This window comes from Halogranum gelatinilyticum, assembly GCF_900103715.1.
Taxonomy (GTDB): Archaea; Halobacteriota; Halobacteria; order Halobacteriales; family Haloferacaceae; genus Halogranum; species Halogranum gelatinilyticum.
On sequence record NZ_FNHL01000007.1, the window covers coordinates 76284 to 97012 of the forward strand.

General features: G+C 59.1%; 23 protein-coding genes and 2 pseudogenes. 12 read left to right on the forward strand and 13 right to left on the reverse strand.

The window, feature by feature from the left end:
• Nucleotides 1-139 precede the first annotated feature (139 nt).
• On the reverse strand, nucleotides 140-2395 hold the full coding sequence (locus tag BLR57_RS17575; RefSeq protein WP_089699800.1) for an NADP-dependent malic enzyme: 2256 nt from the start codon (nucleotides 2393-2395) through the stop codon (nucleotides 140-142).
• A gap of 107 nt (nucleotides 2396-2502) precedes the next feature.
• Between BLR57_RS17575 and BLR57_RS19550 the strand changes: the two genes are divergently transcribed.
• Nucleotides 2503-2658, forward strand: a complete 156-nt coding sequence (locus BLR57_RS19550; protein ID WP_170830694.1) for a hypothetical protein — start codon at nucleotides 2503-2505, stop codon at nucleotides 2656-2658.
• A 253-nt stretch (nucleotides 2659-2911) separates the two neighbouring features.
• On the opposite strand, the gene BLR57_RS17580 is transcribed toward BLR57_RS19550, so the two are convergent.
• Nucleotides 2912-4066 carry a tyrosine-type recombinase/integrase gene (locus BLR57_RS17580; RefSeq protein WP_089699802.1) on the reverse strand — a complete coding sequence of 385 codons (1155 nt, stop codon included), beginning with the start codon at nucleotides 4064-4066 and terminating at the stop codon, nucleotides 2912-2914.
• Entirely contained in the window at nucleotides 4063-4425 is a 363-nt protein-coding gene (locus BLR57_RS17585; protein WP_089699804.1) for a DUF7964 domain-containing protein, read from the reverse strand. The genes BLR57_RS17580 and BLR57_RS17585 overlap by 4 nt, the downstream gene beginning before the upstream one ends.
• Nucleotides 4426-5522: 1097 nt before the next feature.
• Here BLR57_RS17585 and BLR57_RS17590 point away from each other — a divergent pair.
• Nucleotides 5523-5717 (forward strand): SWIM zinc finger family protein, encoded by a 195-nt coding sequence (locus tag BLR57_RS17590; protein WP_244510103.1) that lies wholly within the window; start codon nucleotides 5523-5525, stop codon nucleotides 5715-5717.
• 409 nt (nucleotides 5718-6126) lie between these two features.
• Nucleotides 6127-6834, forward strand: a complete 708-nt coding sequence (locus BLR57_RS17595; RefSeq protein WP_170830695.1) for a DUF7344 domain-containing protein — start codon at nucleotides 6127-6129, stop codon at nucleotides 6832-6834.
• 217 nt (nucleotides 6835-7051) lie between these two features.
• Here the strand turns inward: BLR57_RS17595 and BLR57_RS17600 are convergent, their stop codons facing one another.
• Nucleotides 7052-7534: an amphi-Trp domain-containing protein gene (locus tag BLR57_RS17600; RefSeq protein WP_089699808.1), complete on the reverse strand. Its 483-nt coding sequence runs from the start codon at nucleotides 7532-7534 to the stop codon at nucleotides 7052-7054.
• Between the two features lie 172 nt (nucleotides 7535-7706).
• Between BLR57_RS17600 and BLR57_RS17605 the strand changes: the two genes are divergently transcribed.
• The 3 genes from BLR57_RS17605 (at nucleotide 7707) to BLR57_RS17615 (ending at nucleotide 8719) form a co-directional block, all read left to right on the forward strand.
• The gene (locus BLR57_RS17605) at nucleotides 7707-7925 is read left to right on the forward strand and encodes a DUF1328 domain-containing protein (protein WP_089699810.1); all 219 of its coding nucleotides are present in this window, start codon (nucleotides 7707-7709) and stop codon (nucleotides 7923-7925) included.
• 42 nt (nucleotides 7926-7967) lie between these two features.
• Complete coding sequence (locus BLR57_RS17610) at nucleotides 7968-8120, forward strand: hypothetical protein (protein ID WP_211603311.1); 153 nt, start codon at nucleotides 7968-7970, stop codon at nucleotides 8118-8120.
• Nucleotides 8121-8416: 296 nt separating this feature from the next.
• A complete protein-coding gene (locus BLR57_RS17615; RefSeq protein WP_089699812.1) occupies nucleotides 8417-8719 on the forward strand; it encodes a DdfA family disk-determining factor in 303 nt (100 codons plus the stop codon).
• A 31-nt stretch (nucleotides 8720-8750) separates the two neighbouring features.
• Here the strand turns inward: BLR57_RS17615 and BLR57_RS17620 are convergent, their stop codons facing one another.
• A complete protein-coding gene (locus BLR57_RS17620) occupies nucleotides 8751-9554 on the reverse strand; it encodes a TrmB family transcriptional regulator (protein WP_089699857.1) in 804 nt (267 codons plus the stop codon).
• Nucleotides 9555-9947: 393 nt separating this feature from the next.
• Here BLR57_RS17620 and BLR57_RS17625 point away from each other — a divergent pair, with 393 nt between their 5' ends.
• Nucleotides 9948-10745 carry a TrmB family transcriptional regulator gene (locus tag BLR57_RS17625; RefSeq protein ID WP_089699814.1) on the forward strand — a complete coding sequence of 266 codons (798 nt, stop codon included), beginning with the start codon at nucleotides 9948-9950 and terminating at the stop codon, nucleotides 10743-10745.
• A 141-nt stretch (nucleotides 10746-10886) separates the two neighbouring features.
• Here the strand turns inward: BLR57_RS17625 and BLR57_RS17630 are convergent, their stop codons facing one another.
• The gene (locus BLR57_RS17630; RefSeq protein WP_089699816.1) at nucleotides 10887-11192 is read right to left on the reverse strand and encodes a DUF5789 family protein; all 306 of its coding nucleotides are present in this window, start codon (nucleotides 11190-11192) and stop codon (nucleotides 10887-10889) included.
• A gap of 230 nt (nucleotides 11193-11422) precedes the next feature.
• Nucleotides 11423-11758 carry a DUF7344 domain-containing protein gene (locus BLR57_RS17635; RefSeq protein WP_089699818.1) on the reverse strand — a complete coding sequence of 112 codons (336 nt, stop codon included), beginning with the start codon at nucleotides 11756-11758 and terminating at the stop codon, nucleotides 11423-11425.
• Between the two features lie 577 nt (nucleotides 11759-12335).
• Here BLR57_RS17635 and BLR57_RS20055 point away from each other — a divergent pair.
• Both BLR57_RS20055 and BLR57_RS19815 read left to right on the forward strand, forming a co-directional pair.
• Nucleotides 12336-12482: a DUF7563 family protein gene (locus BLR57_RS20055; RefSeq protein WP_449271670.1), complete on the forward strand. Its 147-nt coding sequence runs from the start codon at nucleotides 12336-12338 to the stop codon at nucleotides 12480-12482.
• A gap of 434 nt (nucleotides 12483-12916) precedes the next feature.
• Nucleotides 12917-13129, forward strand: a pseudogene (locus tag BLR57_RS19815) (IS5/IS1182 family transposase); the annotation flags it as partial.
• 237 nt (nucleotides 13130-13366) lie between these two features.
• Here the strand turns inward: BLR57_RS19815 and BLR57_RS17645 are convergent.
• Together BLR57_RS17645 and BLR57_RS17650 are read right to left on the reverse strand one after the other, a co-directional pair.
• Nucleotides 13367-13762, reverse strand: a complete 396-nt coding sequence (locus BLR57_RS17645; protein WP_089699822.1) for a HalOD1 output domain-containing protein — start codon at nucleotides 13760-13762, stop codon at nucleotides 13367-13369.
• 81 nt (nucleotides 13763-13843) lie between these two features.
• Nucleotides 13844-14488, reverse strand: coding sequence for a helix-turn-helix domain-containing protein (locus BLR57_RS17650; protein WP_089699824.1), 645 nt, complete (start codon nucleotides 14486-14488; stop codon nucleotides 13844-13846).
• Nucleotides 14489-14850: 362 nt separating this feature from the next.
• Here BLR57_RS17650 and BLR57_RS17655 point away from each other — a divergent pair, with 362 nt between their 5' ends.
• Complete coding sequence (locus tag BLR57_RS17655; RefSeq protein WP_211603313.1) at nucleotides 14851-15030, forward strand: TrkA C-terminal domain-containing protein; 180 nt, start codon at nucleotides 14851-14853, stop codon at nucleotides 15028-15030.
• Nucleotides 15031-15164: 134 nt separating this feature from the next.
• On the opposite strand, the gene BLR57_RS17660 is transcribed toward BLR57_RS17655, so the two are convergent.
• From BLR57_RS17660 to BLR57_RS17670, 3 genes are all read right to left on the reverse strand, one after another.
• Nucleotides 15165-16418, reverse strand: coding sequence for an inorganic phosphate transporter (locus BLR57_RS17660; protein ID WP_089699828.1), 1254 nt, complete (start codon nucleotides 16416-16418; stop codon nucleotides 15165-15167).
• 253 nt (nucleotides 16419-16671) lie between these two features.
• Nucleotides 16672-17766, reverse strand: a complete 1095-nt coding sequence (locus BLR57_RS17665; protein ID WP_089699830.1) for an SPFH domain-containing protein — start codon at nucleotides 17764-17766, stop codon at nucleotides 16672-16674.
• A gap of 449 nt (nucleotides 17767-18215) precedes the next feature.
• A complete protein-coding gene (locus BLR57_RS17670) occupies nucleotides 18216-18635 on the reverse strand; it encodes a universal stress protein (protein WP_089699859.1) in 420 nt (139 codons plus the stop codon).
• Between the two features lie 454 nt (nucleotides 18636-19089).
• On the opposite strand from BLR57_RS17670, the gene BLR57_RS20060 reads away from it, so the two are divergent.
• Together BLR57_RS20060 and BLR57_RS17680 are read left to right on the forward strand one after the other, a co-directional pair.
• Entirely contained in the window at nucleotides 19090-19347 is a 258-nt protein-coding gene (locus tag BLR57_RS20060; protein WP_089699832.1) for a DUF5789 family protein, read from the forward strand.
• Between the two features lie 456 nt (nucleotides 19348-19803).
• Entirely contained in the window at nucleotides 19804-20397 is a 594-nt protein-coding gene (locus BLR57_RS17680) for a hypothetical protein (protein ID WP_089699834.1), read from the forward strand.
• A gap of 107 nt (nucleotides 20398-20504) precedes the next feature.
• Here the strand turns inward: BLR57_RS17680 and BLR57_RS17685 are convergent.
• A pseudogene (locus tag BLR57_RS17685) lies at nucleotides 20505-20720 on the reverse strand (CBS domain-containing protein); the annotation flags it as partial.
• Nucleotides 20721-20729 lie beyond the last annotated feature (9 nt).

Genomic DNA, 20729 nt, shown 5'->3' on the forward strand with positions numbered 1-20729 from the left:
CAGAGACCCGCATTCGACACAACAGACAACAAATTTTAGAAATTTTAGAAAATCTAGACATTGTAGGCATTGTGGAGAGTGTGAGAGGTGCAGCATTCGCGACAAATTCGAAAGAGAAGTGTCCAAAGAGAACCGTCGATTACTCGTCTTGGGCGTCGACCACGGCGACGGCGGCGAGGTTGACGATGTCTTTGACCTCGTCACCGCGCTGGAGGACGTGGACGGGTTTGTTCATGCCGACGAGCATCGGGCCGATGGCCTCCGCGCCGCCGAGTCGCTGGAGCAGTTTGTAGCCGATGTTGCCCGCTTCGAGGTTGGGGAAGACCAGGACGTTCGCCGGCTCGTTGAGGTCGGCGAAGTCGTAAGTGCCGGTCAGCATCTCCTCGACGAGCGCCGTGTCGGCCTGCATCTCTCCGTCGACCGGGAAGTCCACCTCGGGGTCGGCGTGGAGTGCCTTCACGGCGTTCCGCGGTTTGCGGACGCCCTCGTTGTCGACGCTGCCGAAGTCCGAGTACGAGAGCAGCGCGGCGCGGGGTTCGACGTTGAAGCTCCGGGCGAGTTCAGCGGTGTGTTTCGTCACCTCGGCGAGGACGTCCTCGTCGGGGTCGAGGTTGACCGTCGCGTCCGCGCAGAAGACGACGCGGTTCTTGAACGTCAGCATGTAGACACCGGCGGCGTAGTCGGCGTCGTCGGCCGTCTCGATGACCTGCAGCGGCGGGCGCAGGGCCGAGGGGTAGTGGTGGGTCAGCCCGGTCAGCATCGCGTCGGCGTCGCCGACCTCGACCATCACGCTCGCGAAGTAGTTCGAGTCGTTCTGGACGAGTTCGGACGCCTCCGTCCGCGTGAGCCCCTTGCGCTGGCGACGCTCGTAGAGCGCGTCGACGTAGTGGTTCCACTCGCCGTCGTGGGGGTTGGCGATGACCGGGTCGAAGTCGAGACCGAGCTCGTCGGCCTTCCGCAGGATCTCTTTCGTCCGGCCGATGAGGATGGGTTCGGCGATGCCCTCCTCGACGAGCTGGTTCGCCGCACGGATCATCTTCTCGTCCTCGCCTTCCGCGAGCGCGACGCGCTTCGGCTCGGACTTCGCCTTGTTCAGGACGACCCGCATCATCTCGCGGGACTTGCCGAGCCGCGCCTCCAACTCTTCGCGGTAGGCGTCGAGGTCGATTTCTTTCCTCGCCGCGCCGCTGTCCATCGCCGCCTTCGCGACGGCGGGCGTGACCTCGTAGAGCACGCGCTGGTCGAGCGGTTTCGGGATGACGTAGTCGGGACCGAACTGTAGCGGGTCGTCGCCGTACGCCTTGACCACAGAGTCGGGAACGTCCTGCCGGGCGAGATCCGCGAGTGCCTCGGCGGCCGCGCGTTTCATCTCCTCGTTGATCTCGGTCGCGCGCACGTCGAGCGCGCCGCGGAAGATGAAGGGGAAGCCCAGCACGTTGTTGACCTGATTCGGGTAGTCCGAGCGACCCGTCGCCATGATGACCGTGTCGTCGCGGGCTTCCTTGGCGTCCTCGTAGGTGATCTCGGGGTCGGGGTTCGCCATCGCGAAGAGGATGGGGTCGTCGTTCATCGACCGGACCATCTCCTGGCTGACGATACCGCCGACCGAGAGGCCGACGAACACGTCCGCGCCCGCGATGGCGTCTTCGAGATCGCCGTCGTCGACGCCGCGAGCGAACGGCTCGGTGAACTCGTTCAGCTCGCCCGCCTCGGCACGCGACTCCGAGAGGATGCCGTCGACGTCGCTCATCGTGATGTTCTCGCGAGGGATGCCCAGCGAGACGTAGAACCGTGCGGTCGCCGTCGCCGCCGCGCCTGCGCCCGCGAAGGTGACGTTCAGGTTCTCCAGTTCCTTGTCGGCGATGTCGACCGCGTTCAGGAGCGCGGCCCCGGAGATGATGGCCGTCCCGTGTTGGTCGTCGTGGAAGACGGGGATGTCCATCTCGTCACGGAGATCCGACTCGATCTCGAAGCATTCGGGCGCTTTGATGTCTTCGAGGTTGATGCCGCCGAACGTCGGCTCCATCGCGGCGACGGCCTGCGTGAACGCCGCCGGGTCTGCGAGGTCCAACTCGACGTCGAACACGTCGATGTCGGCGAACCGTTTGAACAGGACGCCCTTGCCCTCCATGACGGGTTTCGACGCCTGCGCGCCGATGTCGCCGAGACCGAGGACGGCCGACCCGTTCGAGACGACGCCGACGAGGTTGCCCTTCGCGGTGTACTCGTAGGCCATCGTCTCGTCCTCGGCGATGTCGAGACACGGTGCGGCGACACCGGGCGAGTACGCGAGCGAGAGGTCGCGTTGTGTGTTCGTGGGCTTCGTCGTCGATATCTCGATCTTCCCCGGCGGCTCTTCGCGGTGGTACTCCCGTGCGTCGTCTTCCAGCGTCATTGGTCGCACCGTCGTATTCGAGGTAAGTAGCCCCTTCGCTCGCCGAACCTGTTGCGACGTGCGGTCGAGGGGTGGCGTTTCGACCCCGACCCCCGATAGCTGAGACGGTGAAAACAGTGGAGACTGAAACTGCGGGAGGTGTGGTAGCTGTGAAGACCGTGAAGACTGCAGAGATTGTAGACACTGTGAAAATTGTGGAAATTGTAGAAACTGTGGAAGCTGCGAGGAGTGCAGACAGCTTTCGGAAACTGCGGAAGCTGTGAGAACTGTGCAAATTGTAGAATTTGTAGAGTGTGCAAGCAGTGCGAGCAATGCGGGCAGTTCAGGCAGTGCGAGCAATGCGGGCAGTTCAGGCAGTGCGAGCAATGCGGGCAGTTCAGGCAGTGCGAGCAATGCGGGCAGTTCAGGCAGTGTAGGCAGTGCGGGCAGTGCGAGATGTGACGGATGTGACCGCTGTGGGGGACATGTAGACAGTCCAGAGCGTACAGACGGCGTGTGCAGAAACCGGGCGGAGCGTCAGCCGTCGTGTTCCTCGAAGGCCGACCCGGCGTCGGCCGCGAGATCCTTCGCCTCGATGTGTGAGTAGTGACTGCGGACCATCTCCTCGGAGTTGTCGAGCAAGCGGGCCGCCGCCGTGAAGCCGCGCTGGCGGACCATCACCTCGCCGACGCCGCGGCGGCCGCCGTGGGGTGCGAGATAGCCGTGTCCGTCGTCGAGGTCGAGTCCGGCGGCGTCCGAGAGTCGCCGCATCGTCCGGCGCGCGCCGTCGGTGGTGATGGCCGGGGGCGCGAGACCGTGCTCGCGGAGGACAGCGAAGACCTCGGCGTGACCCGAAATTCGGTCGACGAGGTCGGCGACGGCGTCAGTGTTCCAGCCGTCGCACGCGCCGAGTCCCTCACGGATCGTCGCGTAGAGTGATGGATAGTGGAAGGTCGGAAAGACCGGCCAGTCGTCGTGCGGGTCGAGGAGACGGCGGTAGCGGTCGAGCGGGGCGACGGCCTGCGCGGGCAGCGAGCGGTCGGCCCACCGTTGGTTCTTCGAGAGCACAGTCAGGCTGTTGTCGGCGAGCGAGACGTCACGCCAGCGGACGCCGACACGGCGGTCGTCCTTCGGGTCCGCGAAGACCTCGCCGCCGCGGACGCCCGAGTAACAGAGCAGGTAGACCAGTGCCCGGTCGCGGAAGGCTTTGGCCGCCGCGAACGGCTCGTCGGCGTCGTCGAGGGCGGCGTGGGCCGCGTCGTCGACGTGGCGGGTGATCGCTGTCCGATGGTCGTCGGTCCAAGCTTGCTGGTCGCCGCTGCGACGGCCGTCGTTGTCGGGCAACGGCTCTTTCGCGAGGTTCTGCTGGGCCGGGTTGCGTTCGAGATAGCCCTCGCGGACGCACCAGCCGAGGTAGGCACTGACCTGCGCGTAGTAGGTCAGGACGGTCCCTGCCGCGAACTCGCGGGCGACGAGCGGGTCCTCGGACGCAGGGTCATGGGTCGCGAGCGCGCGAGCGAACCGCCGCATCGTCCGAGCGTCGAGGTCGGCGAACGTCGCCTCCCGTCCGAGCCAGTCGAGGAAGCTGCCGACGACGCGCTCGCAGGTCCGGCGGTAGTTGCCGCTGTCGGCTCCCTTCGCCTTCGAACGCAGGAAGTCGTCAAGCGGGTCGCCGACAGGGACGTCGCTCATTCGGCGTCGGGTGCCGTCCAGAACTCCGGCGTCGTCTCGAAATGCGTCTCGTTGGGGTCGGGGTCGGCGTGCGCGTAGAGCGCGTCGTGGGCGCGGCGGTAGACCTCTTCGTCGTCGTCGACTGGCTCGTCGTCGATGCTAGAGTCGTAGACGACTCGCCAGCCCGTGCCCTCGTCGTAGTCGAGCGCAAGGAGGCCCTGGCCGACGATGTTGAACAGCAGCTGGTAGGCCATCTGCGTCCCGTCGTAGGTGCCGCGGACGGCGACGCACTGCTCGACGTCGTCCAGCGTCTCCAGCTCGTCGGCGGTGTCGGCCTCGACCTGCCGGTCCGGCAGGACGTCGGCGAGCGTCTGACTCATCGGTCCGCTCCGAGTGTCGGCCGAAGGTGGGCGAACTGGTCCGTCGAAACCGGGGCGTGCGTCGTAGTCATCCTGTCTGTGGCCGACGGCGGCGACCCACTAAAGTCTACTCGTGATTATTGGAGTAATCAAGAGTGTTGTTTCGAGAGCTAATTCTGACGTTTGGCGGTCTGAGTCGCCCGTATTTCGGAGAAGCGCGCGTTTATAAATCACATATCGCGATAGAAAGTTCGCGCATGGGAGAAGTTGAGACGACACCCGGTTTAGCGGGGCTGTGATACGTGGATGAAGCGTGGGCAGAGCGACATGACCACGACCCTGTGAGCCCGAGTTGGTTCTCACGAAAGCTCGGAAGTCACATTGAATTTGCGAGCGATCGGCGACGGCTTGATGGGGAACTTGCTCGCGTTTTCGTTGGGTTCGATATCGATTCTTCTCAGGGTCGTGATACTGAATAAGGGGTGGAAGAGAAGGGAGTGAAATCGGGTATCGACACACCGTGAAACAGGGAGTGTTCCACCCATTTTTGCGGTTCGCTTCCAACCACAAAATCGCAAGACTGCGTGGTGTTCCACCTATTCGGAATTTGGGTGGAACATTAACCATCTCGAGAAAATGGGTGGAACACCGCAACGTCATGCGTTTTTCAACTGAAAACCGGGGGTGTTCCACCCAAAAACCAACTAGTATAGAGGGGGGTGAGGCCGTTGGAAGTGAGCGAAGCGAACGCGAGGGGATTTTTTCTGGCGCCAAAAGGGGCGCGGCTCCCAAAGGAGACACCCAATGACTGACGAACCTACCGAGATTCAGACATAGGAATCGATACCCGAAGAATTAGTCGAACGACCCCAGTGGTCTGCTGGCGACGGTCGGAATCGACGCGGGAAGATCGAGTGTTACGACAAAGCTCGGGTCTTCACCGTGACCGGCGGCCGGGTGGCGGACACGCCACGAGACGTTTCACACCGACAAGACGCGCTGGAAGCGATTCACCGGGACTACGTCGCCGAAACGACACAGACAGAAGCAACAGACAGCACTATGGCTGTAACGGCAAGTGAGGGTTTCTCATCACCGCCGTCGACGATGGAATTCCGGTGGCTTGTGAGTGTCCAGCGGACGCAAAGTACTCGTCGGCGTGTAAGCACCGTGTCGCAGTTGCGATTCGGACTCAATTCCTCGATGCCGCTGCAACGCAGGTGGTCGCCGACGGCGGAACCGTCGTGAGCGACGACACTGGGGAGTCAGACGAGTGCGACTGTGCAGACCTTGGCGACGGGTTCCCCTGCTAAGAGTGCTATCGAACGTGGAAACGAACACTGCCGGCTCCGCTTTAGATTGTGAACGATGCATTTGCTGACGAGTTCGCGGAACTGCTTCCACCAGAGGCGTAACCGAACGAATGCACCGAAGTTCTGTTTGATCGCCGCGTTGACTGTCTCGTTTATGTTCCGTCGATGGTTGAGATGCGATTAGAGCGCAACTACTGGCAATCTGGGTAGTCGAAGAGTCTTTTTCTTCGGATGTCAGTTGAGACAGGTTTCGGTAGAGCCAATATTGATCCACCGTGCTTGACCAGTCCAGGGACGAACGTGTCACCGCCAACGGTGAAGGAAGACAAGTCACTCTGTTAATCAAAAATGTCTCGGTGAGTAAATTGTTGTCACTTTACACATTTGGGGAACGGTTGTCAGGTGTCTGATGAAGCTACGTAACGTACTTGCATCCCCCGATGACGAATCCCCCGATGACGAATCCCCCGATGACGAATCCCCCGATGACGAATCCCCCGATGACGAACTCAGCTTTGCGATCGAAGACCGGCGACGGCCGTCCCCGGACCAGGCGCAGTCCGATACGGAACCCGACGGGCGTGCCACCGTCGGAGACTTCTCACTCGACACGACGTTCGAGATACTGATGAACAGGCGTCGGCGCGACACGCTGGAGTACCTGCTCGCTCACGGTGGGCAGTCCACGCTGAGCGACCTCGCCGAGCACATCGCCGCCCTGGAGAACGGCATCGATGTGGACCACCTCTCCTCGAGCCAGCGCAAGCGGGTCTACATCGGGCTCTACCAGTGTCACCTCCCCCGGATGGATCGGGCCGACGTCGTCGACTTCGACAAGAACCGCGGAACGGTCGTCCTCCGCGACGAGGCCGAACAGCTCGTCGAGTACCTCGACCACGGGCGGGTCCACGGCGACGACTCGGCAACCGACGCGGAGCTGGTGCGCGGGACGGCCGTCTCGGCCGCCATCGCCGCCGTGGTGGGCTCCGTCGGTCTGCGGCTGTTCGCCCTGGTTGGCGGTCTCTCCGTGGAGAGTGTCACGGCACTCGTCATCGGGGCCACGCTCGTCGTCGCGGTGGTCGGCGCCCGCGCGACGATTCTCGGCCGAATCCCGTGAGCGGGGAGGTGCGGGGACCGTGACGGAACGCGGTTCTCATCGGCCGAAAACCAAGTCAGCGATATCGGACACTCCCCGTCACTCGTGCCGGAATCCGAAAAGGTCGGCCACGTTGTGCTGTGCCTCTCCTACTGGCACCGATTCCTCCATATGCGCGAATACATGGACCATACCTGCGGCCGAGAACGTGGCGCGGCTGCGCTCAAATAAACGTCTCTCACATTGCTGCGTCTGCCGAATTCGCGATTACACTCCGGAGGCCCTTCAGGGCATTGTGTTTGCGGGTGTACCCCTCGCCACTGCTCGCAATGATGTTCCCGTTTCGATGACGGAGTCGCCAGCGCCATTCCGCATCTCGAGCCCGGTAGACTTCGAATCGAGCCAGTGATTGTGCTCCATCAGTGGCTCCCAAATACGCGACCTCCTCGTCCTCACCCTCGGGAGTAACGTCGAGGGACGAAACAGGAGGTGCTTCACTCGATACCGTCCACTCCAGTTCCAGTTCCAGACTCATCTCGTCGTCTTCGGTTTCGAGTTCGATTTCCAGCGTGAGTTCGTCTGGCGTATCGACAGTCACGGCATCCGGGCTATCGCCTAACCGAACGGCTCCTGTGCGAATTCCTTCCGCCACACCGCTTAGTATGGATGCAATCTCCTCCCGGCCGGCGGACAGTTTCTCGTCGTAGTCGTCTCGGGACACAGTACAGTCAAATACGGCTGACGACAGAATAGTAGCCCCGAATTTCCGAACAAGAGTGTGTCCTGATTAATCGGGTGAATCACTACCACCCTATGGAGTCACCCGATTACTCAAAAACAAGATGAGGGTGAATCTGTCACGGGTTAAAATGCTCAGGAGACGTAGGTGGGGTATGTTAGAATCACACGGAGTTCTGGATAGTGCTGTCTCAATCCAAGCGGTGCCGTTGCAGTTCGGGGGTGGTTTCATTGAGCTTGCAGTCCTCTTCTTGATACTCGCGGTCGTCGCAGCAGTGCTCGGTGCTCGGGGGGTCGCTGGACTCAGTATGGATATCGCAAAGTGGCTCGTCATCATCTTCGTCGTCCTCGCTATCGTCACGTTCATTCTGTAGACTCAGAATGATACCTATCGAGTCAGTCCGAGGTAGCGGTCGATGGTAGATGTCATGGGGAACCTCGCATTCGGATTGCTGTTCGCGCTCCCGGCGTGGTTCGTCTGGAACGACAGGGCCAGCGTCGTGTTCGTCGCCTTCGCGGCAGTCGCCGCGCTCTTCCTCGACATCAACCTGGAGCCATGCTCAGGGTAGTGCCTGCTCTCCCGATTGTTCATGAACACCGAATAGCGTCGGTGATCGTCGTGCTCGGAGTTCTCTTGCCGGCGGTAGTACCTCCAACAAATAGGTGGTGTGACGAATTGGGGCCCCTGTTTCGAAACGAATACGAGTTTTTCCTTCCGGGTAGAAGTGACAGGCTCTGTAGATTTCATTTGACCCCATCTCGCCTAGCGGTGCCAACACGTGCATCCATGCCCTATCCAAGAGTTGTTTTGATAAATTGGGTGAAAAACTACGGATTCTTTCGTCGTCCAGTACGAATCAGAACCGTGGAGTACGAACTCGGGGCGGACGAATCGGTCAGTATGGCTGTTGTACGAGCGGTGAGCGCGCTCATTGGTTGTGAACCATGCTCGCTTCAACCGCTGGGGAACGTCGTTGATCCGGATGCGTTAGATGCGTTGTTCGACAGGCAGTACGACGGAACACCTCGGACAGGTGGACGTCTCTCTTTTGTGTATAACGGTTGTCACATCACGATTAACAACGGTGAGTATCTCACTCTTCAGATGCTCGAAGACTGTTCCTACGACGAACGTGATCGAGAACCCACCGAGAGTTACGTCTGCTAACGAACGAGTCAGTAGTCTGCACGTCGTGAGATCATTGCATGGGGTCACGAGCGGTCAACAACCCCTGAGCCATGAGTCGGCGAGCGATTACGACGAGACCGTTTCCGAACCCTTCGCCGAAGACTGCTCGTTCCTCTTTGCTGCCGGGCATGATCGAACTCACGAGGATCGTCGAGCGGTCGACCAGAAGGAGCCGGCCGATCGCCGTCTCGTCTTCAGTAATATCCTCGCCGTGTAGCCACTCTAGGCCAGAGATGAACGTCGTCGCGTCCGGCACGGACGTCTGAATCTGGTCTTGAAGCGACTCTGTCAACGCGCCGATGAGAAGGTCGACGTCGGCAACGGCGTCGTTGAGCCTGGCAACGAGTTCCTCGGTCAGCAGAGACTCGTCGCCCAGTACCAGCACGATTTCATCGGACGCTTTCTCGATGAGTTGGTCCGTCCGATTTTCGATTGCGTCGCGCCCGGACATCGCCCACACCTGCTGGGGGTGTGTCTCGCCGTCTCCGTCGATGATTTCGACCGTGTCCAGCGCGTCGTGGAGTCGCTCGACGCGGTCTTCGTACTGGTCGCGCAGGGTCTCGGTCGCCTCGTCGAGCGGGACCGCCCGGAACTGCTGCGGGCTCGAATGCTGGATCTCGACCAGGCCTTGCGCCTCCAGCATTCGAATCGCATCGTACACCCGTGTTCGGGGGACCTCCGTCATCTCGCTCAATTGCTTTGCTGTTCCCGTGTGGCGACGGGACAAGCCGACGAAACACCGCGCTTCGTATTCTTTCAAGCCAAGTTGCTGGAGGACTTCGATTGCCTCCTCCAAATTGTCAGTAGTAGTCATGTGTCCCAACCTCACGGGGTGTCCCCCAGTGATTCTCTAATTAGTTTGCTCCCGACACGGATAGGCATTGTCACTCAGTCCGTGACAATGAATTTCGGAAGAACCGCGTCTAGGGCGTTTCTGTCGCCGCTTTGCGTCGACAGGCGAGTTTCGCAATTTTGTTGTGAGGATTAGAGTTACACTATCGTGAAGCAGAGTACACCACTGAGAAGACCAGAAAGCGAGCGTTTAGAAAGTCACTCGTTTAATCACAAAAGAGATTTACCGGGTGGAGGACAACTCTGACACCGACACGCCGTTCAGTTCTGCGTCATACCCCCACCATGCTACTTCATATCAACCCGGCTCGTGCCCGGTGGCTGGACTCACACTGACCTGTACTCCCCCTAAACGATGAGCAACAATCCAGACGAAGACCCACAGTCCGTCGCAATCAAGCAGCTCGAACAGTTCGGGTTGAGTACCTACGCCGCACGGACGTTCGTCGCACTTGCGAGTCTCGGCACGGGGACGGCCAAGGACGTCAGCCAAGTCTCGCAGGTCCCGCGCACTCGCGTCTACGATGCAGTCGACGAGTTGCGTGAGCGGGGACTCGTCGACGTCCTCCAGTCGTCGCCCAAGCAGTTCTGGGCGATCTCCACCGAGACCGCGAGTCGGACGTTCGAACACGAACGGCAGCACCGCATGGAACTCCTCCAAACAGCACTGAGTGAACTCGAACCCATCGAACAACGAGCCGAACAGCGCGGCGTCTGGACGGTAGACGGGCAGACGCCAGTCACGGAACGAGTCTTGGATTTCTTCGCGAGTGCGGAAGAGGAGATCGTCTACATGACCGTCGAGGACCATCTCACCGAGGACCTGATCGAGGGGTTAGGCGAGGCCGCAAGGCGGGGCGTTTCGATCAAGCTCGCCGGGGTGTCGACGGAGGTTCAAGAACGCATTCAGGACGAGATTCCCGGCGTGACGATGTTCGAGTCGCTGTGGGTCTGGTCGGACACGTCGGCGGGACGGCTCATGATGGTCGACGGTCGGAAGACTCTCGTGAGTGTGCTCGTCAACGGTGCGGACGCGAGTCCGTCCGATCCGCGGTCGGAGACCGCCATCTGGGGCGAGGGTGAAACGAACAGTCTGGTTGTCGTGTTGAAGGCAATCTTCACCTGGCGACTCCGGACAGACGAGTCGGGGTGAGAACAACTGTCGACGGGCCGTTCTGGAGCGACTCACCGGTGACGAACGTCGCTGAGCGCACAGCCGACAGGAGGTTGCGTGTATCACTGAGAGCAGTCGGGGTGAGGCTACAGAACGAACGTCAGTAGCATCGACAGCCGCTCAGAACGAAACGTCGGCTTCGTCTGTGGGCGCTACCGCCGCTGCGGAGGGGTTCGGGCCACGGTCATCGTAGAATTTGCGCCCGATATACTCGTCGCTCAGGTTACCGATGATGGTCGTGTACAACTCATCGGCCGAGTCGTACGTCTCCTGACCGACGTGACCGAGTATCGTCGAAATCGTCTCAGTTTCCTGTGCGTCCGGTGCCTCGAGTTCGGTGTCTCCAATCTGCTTGATGACCGAGCCGTGATCGATCGGAAAGCTGAATTCGTCTTCGAGGGATTCGAGTGCGGTATGTATCTTCATCGGATGTCTACACCATCGTTCCCCAGCTACCTAACGTGACACCAATTTCCAAACGAGACGTGTTGTGAATAACTGAGTGACTGTCCGTGCCACCGCGTTGGCGGTGACACGCTCGCCCCTTGACTGCGCAAGCACCATTCGTCATTAGCTAACTCTCAGCAGTCGGTTAAGTGACGAAGGTCGCCATCATCTCCGGAAGACTCGTCGTCTCCAGGAGGGAGCCATCGGCGTCAGGGATTCGGTATCGACACTCCGCCTGAGAGTGAGTCAAGCACCGATTCCACCTGTTCGTCGGGATGGTACCGGACGGCTCCGCTTCTGTGTTCGAATTCGACGACGCCGTGCTCTGCCAACTTCGGCAGGTGAATGTGATGTAGTTGGATGGCGAACGCATCCCGGTCCTGCAATGGGACGTTTTTGGAGTCAAAATCACTACTGTGGAACTGTTCGACGAGTTCGTCAACCGTCGTGGTCCCGGTAGCCTCGTGGCGCAAGTGGTGGATGATCCAGCGTCGGTGACGATCGGCGACGAGCCGGAGACATGCGTCGAGACTGTGGGTCGTCATACTGCGTTACTCTCGACCGAGAGTATCAACTGTAGAGATTTTCACAGTTGAGAGGATTTTGATTATGTGAGTGACGTCCGCAGCCTGTACATCCCTGCGTCACTGGTCAATTGGTTGCTGTACTCTCTCACTACGTCACCCGGTTAATCAGAACTCATCGGATTGGTAAAATGTTGTCACTTGATGCAGTCGAAGCGCGTTAGTCTCAGTGTCCCCTCACCGGGGAGAGATCACACATGGTACGAGATCCGTTCCGATCACGTCGAGAAACGCGGCGTCGAACACGAGAAGCGGTCGACTCCGAGAAGGCGAAAACCGTCCTTTCGGAAGCCGCTGATGAAGATGTCGTGCCAGATGAGACTGCAGCGGTGCTACGAGAGGAAGCAGCCGAGGAAACAGCCGGAATCGCCGAATCGGCGTCTCGTCATGCCCGCTGTCGCGGTCGAAAAACCATCACGTCCGAGGACGTTGCGCAGGCGAACGAACGAACGACATCAGGACCGCGAAGAACGTGGACGGCACCGATAACGCTCGACCACAGAGACGTCCCTGCCAGGCCCTCCCAAGCAACTGAACGATGACAGAATGTAACAACTGCGGTGTGTTTGTAACGCCACGATTTGCCCGCGTCTTCGGGGACAACGAAGACGACATCTACGGTTGCCGCAGCTGTCTGTCATTCGGAGCACTGGTCGAGGGAGGTGCGTCACGGGATGCTTTGTGACGCGGACGATTGCGTCCGCTCCCGATCGATGTCTGACGTGCGGTACGGCAACCACCAACAGATAATGACCACGAAACCCAACTCCGGTTCAGAGACAACACTCTACGTATGCCGTGATTGTGGAGACGGCATCGAAGACCCAACCGACACGAACACCTGTCCTCACTGCGGCGGAACGCTCGTAAACAGTACTGTCCCGCACGATTAGCGGTGCAATCCGACGGAACCCCTCCACACTCCTAGTCGACACCGTGAAAAAAACCCGCTCGGTGGGGATCTTCTGCGGAACCTAGACGGCGACTCAACGAATCGAAGATGGGTTCGTTAGCTCGGTTCCCGAATGTTGGTCGGTGCGTACAATCACGTTCCCCAAGACGTCGAGACGATCGGTGGACTGGTCTTCAGTCGCCTCGGCAAAGTTCCCACGAGGAGGTGTTCATCCACTCATCAAGCATCCTGAATTCTCGTCGCTCCATAAGGCATGGAACGCTCGACTAGACGCTACTCTCTAGAGCCAGCGTTGTCTGAATGAGACGGTGACCTCTCGGCTCAAACACAGGCATATCCCTTTCATCCGCTCACGACACTGGTCGAAGCAGTTCCGCGAACTCGTCAGCAGGTGTGTCGTTCACAATCTGGAGCGAAGCTCGCTATTTCACACGAGCGGAGCGACTGTCCGTGATTCCGAGAGGGACAGCTTACTGAATACAGAGGATTCATCGCTCAATCCCAACTGAGAACGTCATAATTGGCACCGACACATTCCGGACGGCTCTTTACCTCACTGTTTTTCAAACGACCAATCCGCTCTGCCCCACAATCGGCACAGGAAAGGGTATTCTGGATTGAGATTACCAGTACCCACGCATACTGTTGCTAGTCGTCTACAGCTTCTGAAAACGTGCTGGTATGAGGGGCTTGAGCTTGATACTGCCACAGCTACTTGCGGTGACTTCGTACCCCTGATACTCGAACGTGAGGTGTAAATCACCGATAGCGGCTCTACGAGGGGTGACGAGTGAATCGAGAGCGTCTGTGTCCACGGTTGCGTACAGTGGTTCCATGTCGAGCGGATCCGTATCTGAGGCTGCTGCGACGGCACTTATGACAGCATCACTCGCGACTTCATCGGTAGTGCTGAACTGAGCCTGGTAGAGATCTTCCTCCGCGTGGTATTCTATCGACTCAAATTCACAGAGACTCCGCGAGGGAGCGAGTGTTCGGTATGGGTGCGGGGACATTTTCTTCTTGTTGGAGGGCGGAGAGTCTTTGTCGGTCATCACCCGCTATACTCCACCAATCCGGGTTACGTTGGCCATTTCATACACAACAGAGTATTTAAGCGGCACGCGAGGACGGACTTACGAGCGCGACTCGGTGAGTGCTTGTTCGATGAGTCGGCGATTCCCTCGTCGCAGGCGAGCACCGAGGGCTTGCTGTGAAACATCGAGTTCATCAGCCATCTCTGCCAGCGTCGTGTCTCGCGGTGAATTGAAGTACCCGCGGTCATACGCCAGCGTCAGGGCTTCACGTTGGCCATCAGTCAGATTCTGCTTCGCATCCAACGGGCGGAGTGCGTGGATTTCCGTCAAGGTGACCAGGACACCGTGGTCGTGACAGTAGTCTCGAAACGACGCGATGGCCTCTCGGCTTTCGCCGCGAAGTTCGAACGTCCACTCTTCTGCTGTCCCGGTCGCTGATAAGAGGACGATTTCAGGCACGATCAGGGCGTCGAGTACGCTGTCGTACCCCGAGGTCCACTCACACCGCAACAGGTACTCCGATTCGACGTGATCGATAGCGCGGATGTCTCGGACGCCCGGGTGCTCAGAGAACTGATCGACGATCGAATCGGACTCCGTACCGCGGACCCAGAAGTAGGGCACCACGCCGTTTTTAACCGGAATAACCCGTTCGAGTTGCACGACCACGTCTGGTAACTTAGTGAAGACAGTACCTAAAGGGAACTCGTTAGATGGGAGTGTGAATTCGGCAACGGTAGCCATGCAACCAGATAGGTGCTGCGTCGATAAGAGTGCGTTCTCCAATTGAGGTTGCTCGTCGTAGCAGCTCAGCACCGGTGAGTTCCGAACCAGTGCATCTTCGATGCGTTTCTGGAATCCAAAAGCGCGCTGTATTCAGCAGAGTCGGCGAAACCTATCACCTGCTGAGGGTTTCAACAAGGCCGAACTAGTGACTATCAAGCTGTAGTGATAGACCCCTCCTGGTACTTTACTTCATTCGAATCCTCCGTGAATCGCACATAACGGCTCTACCAGGGCACAGATGAGGCTGTGTCACTACCAGTTCTTTTCCGCTTTGTTGAAGTGCTTAGATCCGACTCGTTCGGGCCGACGCAGCACCGTTTGTGGGTGAGTCACTAGCGACCGTTCGTCGCGATTCTGAGCGCGGGTGGAGCGTAGTCGGGGTGGTTCGTGACGGAACAGTCTCCACAGACGAACACACCATAATTGAGCCGGGGGATGAGGTGTTCGTCGCCAGCAGCGACGAGGGGAGACAGCGGTTCGAGCGAACCGTGCATACTTGAGAATCGAACCAAATCGACTGACGCTCTGCTCTGCTCTGCTCTGCTCTCGATATGTCGGTTGTTTCTTAGTGTTGTGTTTGCTGCCCGAGGGTGACGGATACTGGTGGAGACTGGTTACTGAACTCAGGAGACACCTACAGTAGCACGCTAAAGAGGAGATAGGAGCCGACGACCGAGAGCGAGGGTGCCAGGATCCAGAGGATGACGATTCGGCGTGTGGCGGCCGGGTCGAATAAGCTCTCTGCGCTGAGCTCGTCGATGTGTTCCTCCCCGATCGGGGGAACCGGTCTGTCTCCGTCCCGTCGCCCCGTCCGCTCGCCAGCCGTACTGCTCGCCAGCTCGCCGATGGTCGGGCTCGTCGGTCTGTCATCCGACCCCGTAGACGCCGCGAGCGCACCCGTGGTAAGGCCCGCAGCCAACTCACGCTCGGTACGTCGGGTGGCGATCTCCGCGAGCGTGGCGGCGCGACTCGCTCGTCCCCAACCGAGTCCGATGATACAGCAGGTCGTACTCACCGCGAGACTCGCCGGGATTCCGAGATACGAGAGGACGGTAATGATGGTCGCTCCGATGCTCGAGACGACGAGTGCGGCCAGGATGGGCAGGTCGGTGATCCCATCACTGACCGTCGCGAGCGTCCGCCGGGCGATGGTGAACCCACCGAGGCCGATGGCGGCGACGGCGAGCACGATGCCTTGCTCGATGGTAATCGACCCGTTGCCGACGAGCGGCGCGACCGCATTCGCGGCGTTCGATGCCCCTGCACTGAACCCCATGTAACACGCGATTGCAATGACCAGAAACGAGCCGACGAGGTCCCGGGGGGCTGCGTTCGTATTGAGGCTGAGCCGCGGAACGTTGCCCGAGCGATCGAGCTGGACGAGGTGCCGCTCGAAGCGCGTGAACGACAGATGGGCCTCTAACTGGGGGTACAGATATCGGCCGACGATGGCACCAGTCACGAATCCGAGGAGTGGCGCAACGATCCACGCGGAGACGATCGTGAACATCAAGGCCTCGTTGAGCGAGTCCGTTGCCAGACCGAGCCCGACGATTGCACCCACGGCAGTCATCGACGTCGAGGCGGGAACCCCGTAGAGATTCGAGAGCAAGAGTGCCAGACCGGTGAAGAACAGAACACCGACAGTCGCTATTGGCGAGAACTGCACCGCCGGAACGATGCCGTCGCTCATGGTGGCGATGACGTTCCGACCGACCGTCCACGCACCCAGAAACGCGAAGAGCGTGAACAGGGTTGCGGCAGTGGCCTTTCTGACGAGGCGGCTCCCGACGGCCGGTCCGAACGCGACACCGGTCGACGACCCGCCGATGTTAAACCCGACAAAGGCAGCCACGAGCAGTCCCACGACAACGAGTGTAGATACCATATTCAAGCGGTCCTTGTTCCAATAGTTCGGCCCGGAGACGTAATGTTGTGTCCCTCCTAGATGGTCGATGGACGTCGATGTATTCGACCCGGTTCGTAACTCCCTATGAACGGATTCCGGAGTGCATTCTCATGTCCCTGATCACCGATCAAACCGGCGATAGAGCACTGTGGTATAATCGCGGCCCATGATTCGTCGTGTGTCGTCTGCTCGGTCTCTAGCACCCAGTCTGCCGGAACGTTCGCTTCAGAAGTCACGCTCCGTCACCGGCGTGGTCGGCACCCTCGGAGTTTGTGGTCCCGTCTTTGACCGCCTTGGCCTGCTGTTCCAACTCTTCGACGTCCATCTCGGCGGCCTTGTCGATCTCGCCGAGGATCTCCTTGATGTCGTCGAGTCCGATGAGTTCGCGAGTCTCAGCGTCGAATCCCTGGCTATCTAGCCGGTGCCCATTGGTCGCCACGTCGCTTCCTGTGAGGTGTTTGCCGTAGCGACCCACCAGCGAGGTGAGTTCCTGAGGAAGGACGAACGTCGTCGACTCCCCCCGACCGATCGCTTCGAGCGTGTCCATTCCTTTGTCGATGATCGCGCGCTCGCCCATCGATTCGGCAGACTTTGCCCGCAGCACCGTCGAGATCGCATCGCCCTGTGCCTCGAGGATCTGGCTCTGTTTTTCACCTTGCGCTCGAATGATGTTCGACTGCTTGTCCCCTTCGGCGTTCTCGACTGCACTCCGGCGTTCGCCCTGCGCTTCGAGGATCGTGGCTCGGCGTCTCCGTTCCGCGCCGGTTTGCTGTTCCATCGCCTGTTGAACCTCTTGACTGGGGTTGACCTCTCGGACCTCGACTGACTCGACGCGGATTCCCCATTCGTCGGTCGGTTCGTCGAGCTCCTTACGAATGCGAGCGTTGATCTCCTGACGCTTGTTCAGCGTGTCGTCCAGTTCCATGTCGCCAATGACTGCCCGGAGCGTGGTCTGGGCGAGGTTCGAGACCGCCGTCTTGTAGTCTTCGACCTCCAGGAACGCCTTCTTCGCGTCCATCACACGGAGATAGACGACGGCATCCGCTGTCACGGGAGAGTTGTCGCGGGTGATCGCCTCCTGGCGCGGCACGTCCATGGTCTGCGTACGCATATCGAACGTGTACGTGCGCGAGACGAACGGGGGGATGAAGTTGATGCCCGGCTCGAGCAAGCCGCGATATTCGCCGAACACGGTGAGCGCCTGTTTATCGTACGCGTCGACGAACCGCACCATCTGCCAGACCGTGACGATTGCCAGCACCAGTACCAGCAGGCCGACTATCGCGAATCCGAGAGTGGAAACCTGCAGCGGGACCAGGTCATACATGTGTTCTCCATTGACTCTGTGACTGTGTCAAATCCCCATATTTTCACACGCAGCCGAGTTATCATTATGTGGGTGACACGACCGACAACACCCATACTGGTCCACTCGAATCACGAACGGATGAAGGGCACGCGACCTGTAGTCTACAAGCGGAGTGAACTACGGAGCGTTCTCCTCGAACGTCGGATACCACTGAGACGGCCTTGTTGAACTCCTCAGAAGATGACACAATCCGCTTGGTGAGTATCGAGGCCGGATCTCTCATCTCGTCGCTCGCTCCCGCTGGATACTGTTAGAAACCAGCTACTGAATACAGAGCGCGTATCAGCCACCGGATTCGTTTTTGCCGGAAGCTGAATCGAGTTGAAACAGATTGCGGCAGGCAAGTGTGTATTCGTCCGCGGGGGACTCCGAGGCACGTCTGTCTAACGGCCTTACTCGCTGATCACTCATCGGGCGACGATTACCGGAATGGGCGACTGGCGGACCACCTTCTGGGCGACGTTCCCGACGATCAGTCGATCGACTAACGAACCGCTGTGGCTACCGAGTACGATTGCATCGAAGTCGTCGGCTCTGTTCAAAATCTCCCGGGCCGGGTGACCCATCTGAACTTCGGTAGTAATGTCGACATCGTACTCGGCGGCGAGTTCCCGAGCGTCCTCGAATACTGCCTTCGAGTGCTCTTCGGCGGCCGCTTCCGGGTCCTCCTCGAGAGCGAGTGCCGTGGCTGCTCCCCCCATCAGTGACGGGCCACCCTCGACATGCAAGACCGTGATCTCCGCCTCGGGATGGTTCTCGAGAGCGTACTCGAGCGCTTGCTGGGCCATCTCCGAGTCATCCATCGGGACGAGAATCCGAGAAATCATACTCAAGACTACGGTCAGGAGGTTCATAAATGGATGCTCGCTCGTCTCAAGAGACACATCGGACTGGCACCAGTTGCTGGACTCATCCTCTGTATCTCTCACGGTGTTCTTGACAGATGCCGAGTGAGTCGGTCAGCGCGTACTGTATAGAGGCGCGAGTCTCCCGCGGAAGGCGCAAATGACAAGAGAGACATTTTCCACCATCGGGATCACTTGCCACCCCGCCCGTCCGATTGTGGGAGAGTACGTGTGGTTGTCCTCCCAAATTTCGGGTGTACATAGCTTCCGGAACGTCCGTGAAACAACGTTCTTTCTCGAAAATAATCGGGAGTTCAATCGAGCCGATCGACAACGCAGATTTCGCTGACGAAAAGTACTGCCGAGAATCTCATCATCGGGACTGTTCGTCACACCGGTTACGTCACTTATTAGCTTCCCAGACGTAGCTAGCAGTGTGGCTCGCAAAATCAAGTTCAGCGACGTTTCGACCCTGCTTAATGAAATTGAGTATCCCATCAGACGGACGACAGCAGCCGAAGAACTCTCCGATGTTCGGTTGATATTGGCCGACGGTGAGACAAATCTAGGCAAGTTGGTTTCTAAGACCTCCCGTGACTCGTTCGAATCGGCTGCCGATATTACGTCCGAACTCCACAACGTGCTTCCACGGGAGGCGGTCGGGGACCCATATCAATCTGAAGGGGATGCGTAACGACTCAGATTCCGAGATCGTAGAACGACAGATCTGCCCAAGTCCAGCGACTAACGGCCCTTTTGCATCTATCTCGCGACGGTCCAAGGAAAGATATCACATCAGACAGCGGAAAATCAACGAGTCAAGTACTTACGACCGTTGTGCTGAACCCTTCCTCGATATGCAGCAGGCCACAGCTATCCACATCGAGGGAATTCAACAGAGCAGTATGGACGTCTCTTCTGTGTAGGAGTGCAGACACTGTGTCGTCCTGTGAGTACGGACGACAGAGTAAACCGTCTCCCTAGCATATATCACACGGTAGCCGTACGGCCGGGTCGGTGACAGCGTTCGTCGATGCAGTCAGTGTCAGCCAGACCGATGTGAATCACCCGATTGAACGGACGTCAGGTCGACCCGCCTTCAGTTCGCTGTGTCCGGTACGCAAGACCATTAATCATGACTAAACACACAATGAGAACGATAGAAACGCGAACCATCGACGGCATCGAAGCACTGGTCAACGTAGATTCGGGAGAAATTTTCATTGATCTCCCCGCGTCGAATCCACGGTATCTCCGTGTCCAGGAGGGCGATCGCATTCAAGAAGGCGACGTCGGTACTCAGTCAACTGCTGAGATGGCTGGGCCGCTACTTACGCACTGGGTCATCGAATCGATCACCGAAGAGACCGTACTAGGGAGGGATACCGAGACCAACGAGACACGAGAATGGGATCGCGAACAGCTGATTCAGCGCCTTGGAACCGGTGAATTCAGCGCAGAGCTTGCAACGTTCGACCGGGTAAGCGTCACCGAACTCGAAGAGTGGCGCGGGAGGAACACTTCCAAAGGTTCTGAAGAGGTAAAGCCGTATGTGCTCGTCATTGCGTACGGCAACAATGGGGAGAAGTTCACACAACTGTACGCGGCAACCGAAGCCGGTGACTGGGATTCTCTAGAAGTAGTACAGCAGGATTCACACGTCCAGGCGTTCAGCGACGAGCTACGGACACACTTCGACGACGCCGTCCACGAGGCACTCGAGGTCGAACAACGGTATCACTAGATTCGCCACTGGTGTACTCAGTTTCTCACAGACTACCTACCAACCGACGCACACTAGTTGTCTTTCGATCAACTCCTTCCACCCCCTCTGAGGAGGAATAGAGTCCGTTACCCGCCGAGCCACCGCCCGTAGAGGTGTTCTTGAGCCTCAGCGTCGGATTGCTTCTTCGATTGGCCGTACGTCTTCCCCGTGAGCAGCTGGCGTTCAGTTGCGTTCGCGACGAGACGGAGGGCGTGGGTAGCACCGTAGCCTTCTCCGTCGGCTGTGAAGTAGCCGCGGTCGGTGACCAGTCGAATCCGTGCCAGCACCAGGGGCACTCCGCGTACGGGCGG

Bases quoted from the DNA above. Each gene is read 5' to 3' on its own strand.
- BLR57_RS17575 (WP_089699800.1), bottom strand. From the start codon at position 2,395: ATGACGCTGGAAGACGACGCACGGGAGTACCACCGCGAAGAGCCGCCG.
- BLR57_RS17580 (WP_089699802.1), bottom strand. From the start codon at position 4,066: ATGAGCGACGTCCCTGTCGGCGACCCGCTTGACGACTTCCTGCGTTCG.
- BLR57_RS17585 (WP_089699804.1), bottom strand. From the start codon at position 4,425: ATGAGTCAGACGCTCGCCGACGTCCTGCCGGACCGGCAGGTCGAGGCC.
- BLR57_RS17595 (WP_170830695.1), top strand. From the start codon at position 6,127: ATGAAGCTACGTAACGTACTTGCATCCCCCGATGACGAATCCCCCGAT.
- BLR57_RS17605 (WP_089699810.1), top strand. From the start codon at position 7,707: ATGTTAGAATCACACGGAGTTCTGGATAGTGCTGTCTCAATCCAAGCG.
- BLR57_RS17610 (WP_211603311.1), top strand. From the start codon at position 7,968: ATGGTAGATGTCATGGGGAACCTCGCATTCGGATTGCTGTTCGCGCTC.
- BLR57_RS17620 (WP_089699857.1), bottom strand. From the start codon at position 9,554: ATGACTACTACTGACAATTTGGAGGAGGCAATCGAAGTCCTCCAGCAA.
- BLR57_RS17625 (WP_089699814.1), top strand. From the start codon at position 9,948: ATGAGCAACAATCCAGACGAAGACCCACAGTCCGTCGCAATCAAGCAG.
- BLR57_RS17630 (WP_089699816.1), bottom strand. From the start codon at position 11,192: ATGAAGATACATACCGCACTCGAATCCCTCGAAGACGAATTCAGCTTT.
- BLR57_RS17635 (WP_089699818.1), bottom strand. From the start codon at position 11,758: ATGACGACCCACAGTCTCGACGCATGTCTCCGGCTCGTCGCCGATCGT.
- BLR57_RS20055 (WP_449271670.1), top strand. From the start codon at position 12,336: ATGACAGAATGTAACAACTGCGGTGTGTTTGTAACGCCACGATTTGCC.
- BLR57_RS17645 (WP_089699822.1), bottom strand. From the start codon at position 13,762: ATGACCGACAAAGACTCTCCGCCCTCCAACAAGAAGAAAATGTCCCCG.
- BLR57_RS17650 (WP_089699824.1), bottom strand. From the start codon at position 14,488: ATGGCTACCGTTGCCGAATTCACACTCCCATCTAACGAGTTCCCTTTA.
- BLR57_RS17660 (WP_089699828.1), bottom strand. From the start codon at position 16,418: ATGGTATCTACACTCGTTGTCGTGGGACTGCTCGTGGCTGCCTTTGTC.
- BLR57_RS17665 (WP_089699830.1), bottom strand. From the start codon at position 17,766: ATGTATGACCTGGTCCCGCTGCAGGTTTCCACTCTCGGATTCGCGATA.
- BLR57_RS17670 (WP_089699859.1), bottom strand. From the start codon at position 18,635: ATGATTTCTCGGATTCTCGTCCCGATGGATGACTCGGAGATGGCCCAG.
- BLR57_RS17680 (WP_089699834.1), top strand. From the start codon at position 19,804: ATGAGAACGATAGAAACGCGAACCATCGACGGCATCGAAGCACTGGTC.